This window comes from Psychromonas ossibalaenae ATCC BAA-1528 (genome assembly GCF_000381745.1).
In the GTDB taxonomy this organism is placed as follows: Bacteria; Pseudomonadota; Gammaproteobacteria; order Enterobacterales; family Psychromonadaceae; genus Psychromonas; species Psychromonas ossibalaenae.
The window spans coordinates 1-10,255 of the sequence record NZ_KB906969.1; the positions used below are offsets into that span (position 1 = coordinate 1).

7 protein-coding genes are annotated in these 10,255 nt (G+C 41.3%); 4 read left to right on the plus strand and 3 right to left on the minus strand.

Annotation, left to right across the window (positions count from 1 at the left end; genetic code table 11):
- Positions 1 to 635 precede the first annotated feature (635 nt).
- Positions 636 to 2,450 (minus strand): bifunctional UDP-sugar hydrolase/5'-nucleotidase UshA, encoded by a 1,815-nt coding sequence (gene ushA, locus G327_RS0102185; protein WP_019613125.1) that lies wholly within the window; start codon positions 2,448 to 2,450, stop codon positions 636 to 638.
- Between the two features lie 812 nt (positions 2,451 to 3,262).
- Here ushA and G327_RS0102190 point away from each other — a divergent pair.
- The 3 genes from G327_RS0102190 (at position 3,263) to G327_RS0102200 (ending at position 8,485) form a co-directional block, all read left to right on the plus strand.
- On the plus strand, positions 3,263 to 6,355 hold the full coding sequence (locus G327_RS0102190; protein WP_019613126.1) for an ExeM/NucH family extracellular endonuclease: 3,093 nt from the start codon (positions 3,263 to 3,265) through the stop codon (positions 6,353 to 6,355).
- Positions 6,356 to 6,415: 60 nt separating this feature from the next.
- Complete coding sequence (locus tag G327_RS0102195; RefSeq protein ID WP_019613127.1) at positions 6,416 to 7,291, plus strand: endonuclease I family protein; 876 nt, start codon at positions 6,416 to 6,418, stop codon at positions 7,289 to 7,291.
- A gap of 213 nt (positions 7,292 to 7,504) precedes the next feature.
- On the plus strand, positions 7,505 to 8,485 hold the full coding sequence (locus G327_RS0102200; RefSeq protein WP_019613128.1) for a sugar-binding transcriptional regulator: 981 nt from the start codon (positions 7,505 to 7,507) through the stop codon (positions 8,483 to 8,485).
- Positions 8,486 to 8,616: 131 nt separating this feature from the next.
- Here the strand turns inward: G327_RS0102200 and G327_RS0102205 are convergent, their stop codons facing one another.
- Together G327_RS0102205 and G327_RS0102210 are read right to left on the minus strand one after the other, a co-directional pair.
- A complete protein-coding gene (locus G327_RS0102205) occupies positions 8,617 to 8,811 on the minus strand; it encodes a hypothetical protein (protein WP_019613129.1) in 195 nt (64 codons plus the stop codon).
- A gap of 96 nt (positions 8,812 to 8,907) precedes the next feature.
- Positions 8,908 to 9,090: a hypothetical protein gene (locus G327_RS0102210; protein ID WP_019613130.1), complete on the minus strand. Its 183-nt coding sequence runs from the start codon at positions 9,088 to 9,090 to the stop codon at positions 8,908 to 8,910.
- A 202-nt stretch (positions 9,091 to 9,292) separates the two neighbouring features.
- Here G327_RS0102210 and tcdA point away from each other — a divergent pair, with 202 nt between their 5' ends.
- Complete coding sequence (gene tcdA / locus G327_RS0102215; RefSeq protein ID WP_019613131.1) at positions 9,293 to 10,072, plus strand: tRNA cyclic N6-threonylcarbamoyladenosine(37) synthase TcdA; 780 nt, start codon at positions 9,293 to 9,295, stop codon at positions 10,070 to 10,072.
- Positions 10,073 to 10,255 lie beyond the last annotated feature (183 nt).

Consider the following 10,255-nt stretch of genomic DNA (forward strand, 5'->3'; position numbering starts at 1 on the left):
TAACGTTAAAAAACTACGTCTATGTTTACAATCCGTACCGACATAAAAACGATTGTAGAAGCTTCTTAAAACCAGCTAACTCAATTTTAAGTCAAGCTACTTAGCTTGGCTTTTTTGTATCCATAATTGCCAAATAAAACTACGTTTGTCGGATCACCGCTATAAAAGACCTATGTAAATATTTTTATATAAAAACAAGGCTAACGACAGCCTGCTTTGCCCTGCCTGAAACATTGCAATAACGACTCGTTACTTAATGTTTCTGCATTACTGAATTGTGTACTTTCAACAGCATAAGCCGAAGCACTAAAAAGTGACGCAGCCAATAGAGCACTGGCAAATAAACTTATTTATTTACTTATATTCATCTCTCCTTTACGGGTTTGTTAATAAGAAAATCTGCATCTGAGAATTAACTCTTTTTATTCCCCGGGCTTACCTAATAAGCGTGATTTCTACACAACTCGATTTTCCTAATACACTGTATAAGACAGATTTAGATCACAAAAAAATTCACTGTATGAGGATGTTTTTAAAAACACCTTAATAAACAAATATATTTTTCTTCAGCCATAAAAAAAGGTAACCCGAAGGTTACCTTTTAAGTCTAAAGCTTATTTAAGTATCAATAGTGCTTATTCAGCAGCTGCTGGACAAGCTTTAAGAGACAGACCGCCAGATATATAATCAATATCGCCATCTACTGGGTTAAAATCAGCAACTAAAATTGACTCTTGTTTTTCGATGAAATCACGCAGTACCAAAGCATCTGCAATTTCTATAGAAGTTGATTCAATAGCCGGGTAACCGTCACCGCCAGCGGCAAGGTATGTTGATAAAGAGAACTTATACTCTTTTGCTGCATCAAAAGCTTCACCACCAATTTCATTAATGGTAACTTCTTGAGCGTCACAATCTACAGATAGCTTAATACCATCTAATTGAGCATACGAGCCAGCACCACCAGTTTTAGTTGCAACCTGGTTAAGGTACGCAATAAGATCTGTACCAGTCATAGTGGCATAAGCAACCATATTGCCGAATGGCTGTACGGTTAACACGTCACGATAAGTAATATTCCCTTCAGTGATAGAAGCACGTACACCACCCGAATTCATAATACCAAAATCAGCATTAACTAGTTCATATTTGCTTTGTGCTCTAGCAAGCAGATGACCTAAATTAGTCTGCTCAGAACGAACGGTAGCTTTAACACCAATCAGCTCACCATCAGTAGAACCGATAACAACATCTAACAGTTCCTGTCCTTTTTCTTTGTATGAGCGTAATGCTTCCAGCACACCAGTGTTTTCTTCAATTGCAGTAGTACCTGGAATAAGTGTTGTATTACCGTCCGCATCTTTATCAGGAGAACCATACTTATTAAGTACCATCAGATTAACCGGTACTAAGTCATAGCTTGCAAGATGCAGTTCACCATTAAAGTACTCGAAATCAGCACGGCCGACATATTTACCCCATTCATGGGCCTGCATTATGTAAGTGCCGTTCTGCTGATCTGGTGTACAGTCATCGCCACGATTAAAGTCCGCGTAGTTGTTAGTACCAGGTTCCATACAAACAGGGTCTTGAGAGTGGCCGCCGATAACAGCCTGCAGATCACCTTTCGTTACAGCACGTGCCAGTGCAACATCACCAGGCGCGTTACTTCCGCTAGTCTCATCGGCATAATGGCCCATATGAGTTGTTGCAAAGATCAGATCCGCTGTTTTAGCAGCTTTAATTTCTGCAATAACTTTTTTGATCTCTACTTTTGGATCCGTGAAATCAAGGCCGCTGATATATTCAGCATTACCAATTTTAACTGTATCTTCAGTTGTTAAACCAATAACAGCTACACGCAGACCGTTTACGTCAAATATTTTATAAGGGTCAAAGTAGCGTTCGCCAGTTGCTTTATCGTAGATATTAGCTGCCAGCATCGGGAAATCAGCCAATTTACGCTGCATTTCCACTACATCTAAGGAATTATCAAACTCATGGTTACCAACAGCCATAGCATCATAACCAATTAAGTTCATACCGATAAAGTCCGGCACGGCATCCTGCATATCAGATTCAGGCACACCTGTGTTGATATCACCACCAGAAAGCAGCAGTACTTCACCACCTTCAGATTCAACTTCGGCACGAATCTGATCAATCAGTGTCTTACGAGCGGCCATACCATATTCGCCGTCATCACTCTGCCAGAAACGACCATGGTTATCATTAGTGTGCAACACTGTGAATGTAGTACATGCATCACCGGCTAAGGCACATGTCGATACTTCTGTCGTTGTAGTTGTAGTTTCCGTTGTTGTTGCAGTTGTCGTTACCGTATCTACCGTTGTTACTGCCGAGGTAGTTACTGTCTCATCATCATTACAGCCTGCTAAAGCAGCTAGAACAGCAGTTGCGACTAAACCTTTCATTAGCTTGTTTTTCATTTCAATCAATCCTTAGATTATCTTCACTAGTTATTTTCATATGTTCCACTCAAGAACAAAAGAACGCCATTTACAGACATCCTAACAAAGAATAATCGCAAGATATGTCAGTTTTATGAATAAACGTGAGCTGCGCATCTATTTTTTTTTACAGCAGTCGCTAAGCCTATATAAAATATAAAAATGTTTTTATTCGTATGTGTTACTGATAAAAATTTGTGAACAAAGCGTTCGTAAAACATGTAATATCATTGCAGCAAACAATAACTAGATTGTCATTTTGACAGTGCCAGCACTACCCCAGAAAGTCATCAATAAAAACAAATCAAATTAACAACAAAAACACAAGTGACTGATAAAGAACGGTTTAAATTAAATTTCGGGTCTAGTTCACATTCCTTGAAAGAGAATTTAAAAGCCCTACCTGGATCACAATAATTTATTGTAACAAAGTGTAATGTTCCATCCCTCGAAAATATACAGCAGTCTATTTTTGAAGAAAGATCGATGAAACATTGATAAATAGATGCCTTATAAAATTCTATTTTAGAATGTTTTTTCAATACAGCTGTTCAATAAATAGTGTGAAAAATACAATCACTACTAAGTTTCGGCAAATAAAAACTGTGTGAGCATATGTTTATCCGTAACACATATGATAAAACTAACTACGTTAATAAAAATGTATTGAATAGATAGAAACAGGTTCATCAATCACCTAAAAATTTTTTATTAATCATGCACTATTACTAATCAGTAACTGCAGTGAAGCCCTGTTACTAATGGGCTGGTTTTATATATAAGGACATAAAATGAAAAAGAACTTTCTAGCTCTATCAATTGGTGCAGCACTATCATTCGGTGCTCAGGCTGACATTCTCATCTCTGAATACGTTGAAGGCGGCGGTTACAATAAAGCCATTGAAATTGCTAACACAGGATCCGAAGCTGTCACATTAACAGGTTACGAGCTGGCTAAATCAACCAATGGTAACGGCGAGTGGGGCACTAAAATGGCACTTGACGGCATTACTATTGAAGCTAATAGTGTCTATGTGATCATGACTTCCGACTCAAGAGTAAGTGATGATATTAAGGCTGTTGCAGATACGAGTAATGATGTTGTCGGGCATAACGGTGATGATCCGATGGCTCTGCTGAAAGACGGTGCTGTGCATGATCTGTTTGGTGAAATGGGTGATGTTGATTTCGCTAAAGACAAAACTTTTGTCCGTCGCGTTTATACACCGTCTGCAGTTTACAATAAAGCAATGTGGGAAGAATTTGCAAAAGACAATATTGATAACCTAGGTAAATTAGATGCAGGTCAGGAACTGCCTGAACCGGTTGTTGGAGAACCAGCAACGATTATGGCGCTGCAGGGTGACTCATGGGAGTCGCCTAAAACAGACGTAGCTAACGGCAAATATGTATCAGATGAGACCTTCATCGTTGAAGGTATTGTTACTACGCTTGATTATGCCGGCGGTTTCTTTATTCAAGATGAAGCAGGTGACGATAACCCTCTAACATCCGACGGTATCTTTGTTATCGGTTCAACTACCGGCCTGAGCGTTGGTGATAAAGTTGCAGTAACGGGTAAAATCAAAGAAGACTACGGCTGGACTAAATTAGATTCAACACTGGTAGAAGGGATCAGCACAGGCAACAGCATAGCGGCAACCCCTCTGCGTACCCTTGAAACAGACGAAGATTTTGATTTCACGTTAGAGCGCCATGAAGGCATGTTAGTTGCGTTTGATAAAGCTGCTGATATGCGTATTACTCGTTCATTTAGTTACGATTATGCAGGAAGCCGTAATAACATGGTGGTTGCTAATGAACGTATTAACATGCACCCTAACCAGTTAAATGCACCGGCGGCTCATGAAGGTGAACTAGACAGTGCCGCTGAAATACAAACAGACTGCAACCAGGACAAACGTGTTGTTGTTGAATCATTTGCTAAAGCTGCTAATGGTGTCGTGCCGTGGTATCCTGATTTTGGTAAAGAAAGTGCTGAGCAGAATGGCAGTACCGATGATTACCTGCGCATCGGTGACATCATTGACGGCCTAGAAGGGGTACTAACCTATTCTTATAATGACTACCGTTTCTATGTAACTAACGAAGCAACTAAAGAAACCTTTGTCCGTGAAGGTACTGACCGTACAGCGGCTCCTGTTCTTAAAGAAGGTGACCTACGTGTTGCGACCTTTAACGTACTGAACTACTTCAACTCTCCATTCGGCGGTGATGCAAATCCAACAGGTCAAAACCGCGGCGCAACAACTGCAGAAGACTTTGAAAAACAGGCAACTAAAATTGTAAGTGCGATGCTGGCAATTGATGCTGATATCCTGGGCTTAATGGAAATTGAAAATAACGGTTTTGGTGACAACTCAGCTGTTGTAGATCTGGTTAAACGTCTTAACGCAGAACTTGATGCTGCAAACCAGTATTCAATTACTGAGCCACAAGCTGAAGAACTGACAGAAGGCTTTATCGGTACAGATGCGATTACTACCCAAGTGATTTTTAAAGCATCAAAAGTAGGCCTTGATACAGTACGTATTATTGAGATGCCGGAGCAGCATGCACCTGAAATCACCATCGAAATCGGCGGCAAAGATAAAACAGAAAGCGGTGATAACTACATGCGTAATGCAATTACGCCGACCTTCTCTATTGCCGGTTCAGATGAAAAGCTAACTATTTCAGTTAACCACTTTAAATCAAAAGGTTCAGCTTGTTGGGAAGATTACGCTCTGCAGGCCGGCGGTGATCCGGATAAACAGGGACAGTGTGAAAACTTCCGTGTTTCAGCAGCTTACCAGTTAGGCAAAGTAATGGCTGAGATTGAAGGTCATAAACTGATTGTGGGGGATTTAAACGCTTACGCTAATGAAGATCCTATTATGGTGTTAACTAACCGTGATAACGCACCGGAAGATTACGTATTGAAAGCTGCTCGTAATACGTCTGTTGGTGGTGTGGAGCTTCATGGAGATGACGGTGCAGTCATTACTGAATCTTACGGTTATGCCAATGTAATCCGAGATATGCACCCTGAATCTCATAGTTACTCTTACAATGATGAAGTGGGTACGCTGGATTACATCTTAGCTTCTGCATCACTTAAGGATAAGATTGTTGACAGCATGGACTGGAATATCAATTCATCGGAAACAACTTTATTTGAGTATCCGTCAAAATACACAGGTGACCTGCCTAAATATGATGATGCCTACAGCTCATCGGACCACGATCCGGCAATTGTTATCCTGAACTTTGATGACTCAGTTGACCCAGTTGACCCAGTTGACCCAGTTGACCCGGTTGATCCGGTTGTAACACCTGAATTACCTGAAGAAATTGAACTGCCGGCTGAAGTAAAAGAAATACCGACTGCAGTCGTACAGGATGATGAATTCAAGGTAGCATTCAACCTGATTGAAGCCAATAAGGCGGCGCAAGCGGCTGGTAATGAAGCACTTGTTGTTGGTGATGTCGCAACATTAATCATCACTGACGGTACTGAGCAGATAGCAGTAAAAATGTCCAAAACTGTGAAAGAAGTACTAGATGCTGAAGACTTTACAGCGGGTTATGTTGAGTTTGAAGTTCCAGCTTTAGACGCCGGTGATTACACAATGACAAAAGTTATTCAGGATGCTGAAGGTACTCAGAAATTTGCCTCAGAAGCCGTATCTTTTTCTGCTGCTGCCAAGGCAGTTCCAGTTGAAACTGCAACAACAACAGCAACAACAGATACAGATACAGATACAGATACAGCAACTACTGTAACAACAACTACAACGGACAAAGAGGGTGGTTCAACGGGATTATTCAGCCTGATTGCTCTACTTGGACTTGGTTTCCTTCGCCGCAGAACAGCGAAATAATCATTACCTGATTTAATTATAAGGGGGCTGAACAGCCTCCTTTTTTATGGAAGAAAAGAAATGAAAAAAACAATTATCGCACTGCTGGCAGTGACCTCTTTTGGTGCGCAGGCTGCTAATATTCAAGCTCATGATCCGCATGTCGTTGCGCCGTTTTCAGTACTATGTAAAAAAGTAGAGCCGGTTGACCCGACGGACCCAACAGATCCTAATGACTATTATGCGGGAACTGAAAATCTGCAGGGTGCTGAACTTAAAGCCAAACTGAATCAGATTATCTCAACGGGTGTAACCAAACTGCCCTACTCTTCATCTGAATTCGATGTCTGGGATGCTCTGGCCGTGACCGATCAGGATCCGGATAACGAGAATAATGTTATTTTAATGTACACAGGACGTTCACAGTTAATAACCTTTTCATCCAGCGGCAATAATGATCCGGATGCATGGAACCGTGAGCATACTTATCCGAAATCCAACGGCGGATTTAATGATAAAAGTGCATCAGGCTACACAGATATTCACCATCTTCGCCCGACCGATGCATCAATCAATAATGAGCGCGGCAACCTGGAGTTTGATAACGGCGGCTCAGCAACCAGCGAATCGCCAGATGCCGGTAATAAAAAGACCAGCACCACATTTGAACCGCGTGATGCTGTAAAAGGTGATGTGGCACGCATGATGTTCTATATGGCAACACGTTATGAAGGACATGATCTGAAAACCCCGGATCTAGAACTGGTCAGCAGTGTGACTGATAACAGCACCGCAATGGGTAATGTCTGTACCCTGCTCGACTGGAACATACAGGATCCGGTTGATACATTCGAATCAGATCGTAATGATAAGATCCAAAAAATCCAGGGCAACCGTAACCCGTATGTTGACAACCCTCAGTGGGCAAATGAAATTTTTGCTAAAGATTGTCAGTAACAGTAATAAAAAACTATCAATAAAAACCACAGATAACAGCCTTTTTAATCAAAGAGGCTGTTATATCCCCCCCGGCCAGCATATTAAGTTTTACTGCCAGCATCTTCAAAACATCATGAGGTGATGGAAAGTTCAGTATAATTAATGTTTAATAGTATGAGCAAAAAGTAGTTCGCCTTTAATCTTTTCTAATTATTCGATGAGTAACATTACATGTCTCAAATTAATACTAGCTTTAACGAACTCACCACTAACGATCAGGATCTGCTTACTGAAATTGCGGTTTTATATTATCAGGAAGGAGCAACTCAGGAAGAGATCTCAAAAAAGTTTTCTATTTCTCGTGTTAAAATCGGCCGTCTTCTACGCAGAGCAAGAGAAGAAGGCATTGTTGAAATTAATGTCAGGTACCATCCAGTATACAGCGCACAGCTTGAACGCCGCTTAGTTGATAAGTTTAAGTTAAAACGTGCTCTGATCGCACTGGACCAGACAGATGTTAATGAGCAGCGTAAACAAGTCGCAATACTGGTATCAGGATTTCTCGCTAATAACCTTACCGAAAACAGTACCGTGGCCGTGGGTAAAGGCAGAAATGTCGCAGCCGTTGCCGATCATGCCGGTATAGTTACCCAACGCAACGCCCGCTTTGTCTGCGCACTTGGCGGTACACACCGCAGCGGAGACAGCACAAATGCGGACCATATCTGCCGACGCCTGGCAAAAAAATTCGGTGGTACAAGTGAAACATTATATGCCCCTGCATATGTTGATAATCCGGAAGTACGACAAACTTTTTTTGAACATGCTACCGTTGCAGAAACCTTAAATCAGGCAAGAATTGCAGAGTTTGCTCTGGTTGGTGTAGGTGATATGAATGAAAACAGTCACATGGTACAACTCGGCTGGTTTACTCCGCAGGAATTTGTGGAAGCCCGTATCAATCAAGGGGTTGTCGGCGATATAGGCGGTTTTGATTTCTTTAAACTCAACGGTGAAAATGCCAATACAACCTTAAGAAGTCGTGTTATTGGTTTAGGCACAGACGATCTGCAGCGCATTCCAAATGTTATCGCAATTGCGACAGAAGATAGAAAAGTATTAGCTATGCTTGGCGCCCTGCGCACCGGCAGTATTGATATACTTGCCACCAGCGCCAGCTGTGCAATGGCATTGCTGAGCATGGATGATTAGTCTTTATTAGTCACAACATTTGCCTGTTGAAATAATTGCAAGTAATAGAATATAAAAAGCCAATCCATATAAGAATTGGCTTAACAAAGCATCATTGCCGTTCGATAAGGCAAATAGTCCTTATGGTCGTATTACATGCTGCTGCCGCCGCGTCCGCTTTGCAGACATTTTATTAATTCAGGGCCATTTGCCTGATCAACATGTCTGCACGAACCATATAACATTTGTTCGCTGCTAAATTGATTACTTTGCAGCGCGCTTACGGGAGCCACAAAAAGTGAAACACTCATTAACACAGCTGCAAATAAAGCAGTTATTTTTTTCATAGCAATCTCTCCTGTAAAATTGCATCGGCAGTTAAAAGTTCTGCGCCAGCTATGCGGCTTTAAAAATGCAAAGCTTAAACTGCCTGAGACAGGATCCTAGCGGTCGCTTCCATCCATTCTACGCAGACAGACTAACTGTGCAGATCCGCTCAATTTCATACAATCGGTATAAACAACATCCTCATCGAGCATCTGGGTTGTAGACGCAGCTGAGGCCGGTACAGTGAAAAGCGCTGTAGTCATGATCACAACAGCATACAAACTCATTAACTTACTCATAATCATCTCTCCTTTTCGACTAAAAAAACACTTAAGCACATATACATAAGAACGAGCTACATCACATAAAATTTCAATTAAATGAATTTATTTTCGATTGAATTTTAAGCACCATAATTGACAGTATAAATATTTAACTGATTAAAGGCATTCACAACAACCACCTTCAGGGTATAATGCCCGGCTAAATTCGGGAGTAACAATGTCAAATTATGAAAACCGCTTTGGTGGTATTAAACGCCTGTACGGCAGCAAAGCACTCAATAAATTTCAAAAAAGTCATGTCTGTGTGGTCGGCATTGGCGGTGTCGGATCATGGGTTGCTGAATCATTAGCACGCTCAGGTATTGGTAAAATCACCCTGATTGATATGGATGATATTTGTGTTACTAATACCAATCGTCAGGTACATGCATTAAGCGATACCATTGGTCAGACAAAAATTGAGGCGATGGCGGCACGCTGTAAACAAATTAACCCAGAGATTGAAGTGACCTGTATTGATGATTTTATTGATAAACAGAACTGTTTTGATTACCTGTCCAGCGAATTTGACTATATCTTTGACGGCATTGACAGCATCCATGCCAAAGTCGCATTAGTTGCTCATTGTAAACGTAATAAATTTCCACTGCTGACCTGCGGCGGCGCCGGCGGTCAATTAGATCCGACACAAATTCAGGTGACTGATTTAGCACGTACCATACAGGATCCTCTGGCTGCTAAAGTAAGATCGGAACTACGCCGCCATTTCAACTTTACCACCAACCCTAAACGTAAATTTAGAGTTAACTGTGTTTTTTCCACGGAGCAGTTAAGCTACCCGGATATGAACGGTGAAGTCTGCAAAGAAAAAGCTCAGTCAGACGGGTCAATGAAGATGGACTGCGCCAGTGGTTTCGGTGCATCAACCATGGTAACAGCAAGTTTCGCTTTTGTGGGTGTCGCATTTATATTGAAGAAGCTGGCGAAACAAGCATAAGGGCCTGCGGCTGAAAGTTAAACCAATTAGCCAAACTAACTGGTCTATTTTTATTTGGAAGTACAGTTTTAACCGCGCAACACAAGAGGCGAGGCAGAAGCCTCACTTCCTAAAACAGAATATAATATTAAGCGGATTGGTATTATTCTATACAAGCATAAAAAACACGCGGCTGAGGCGTGT

Bases quoted from the DNA above. Each gene is read 5' to 3' on its own strand.
- ushA (WP_019613125.1), bottom strand. From the start codon at position 2,450: ATGAAAAACAAGCTAATGAAAGGTTTAGTCGCAACTGCTGTTCTAGCT.
- G327_RS0102190 (WP_019613126.1), top strand. From the start codon at position 3,263: ATGAAAAAGAACTTTCTAGCTCTATCAATTGGTGCAGCACTATCATTC.
- G327_RS0102195 (WP_019613127.1), top strand. From the start codon at position 6,416: ATGAAAAAAACAATTATCGCACTGCTGGCAGTGACCTCTTTTGGTGCG.
- G327_RS0102200 (WP_019613128.1), top strand. From the start codon at position 7,505: ATGTCTCAAATTAATACTAGCTTTAACGAACTCACCACTAACGATCAG.
- G327_RS0102205 (WP_019613129.1), bottom strand. From the start codon at position 8,811: ATGAAAAAAATAACTGCTTTATTTGCAGCTGTGTTAATGAGTGTTTCA.
- G327_RS0102210 (WP_019613130.1), bottom strand. From the start codon at position 9,090: ATGAGTAAGTTAATGAGTTTGTATGCTGTTGTGATCATGACTACAGCG.
- tcdA (WP_019613131.1), top strand. From the start codon at position 9,293: ATGTCAAATTATGAAAACCGCTTTGGTGGTATTAAACGCCTGTACGGC.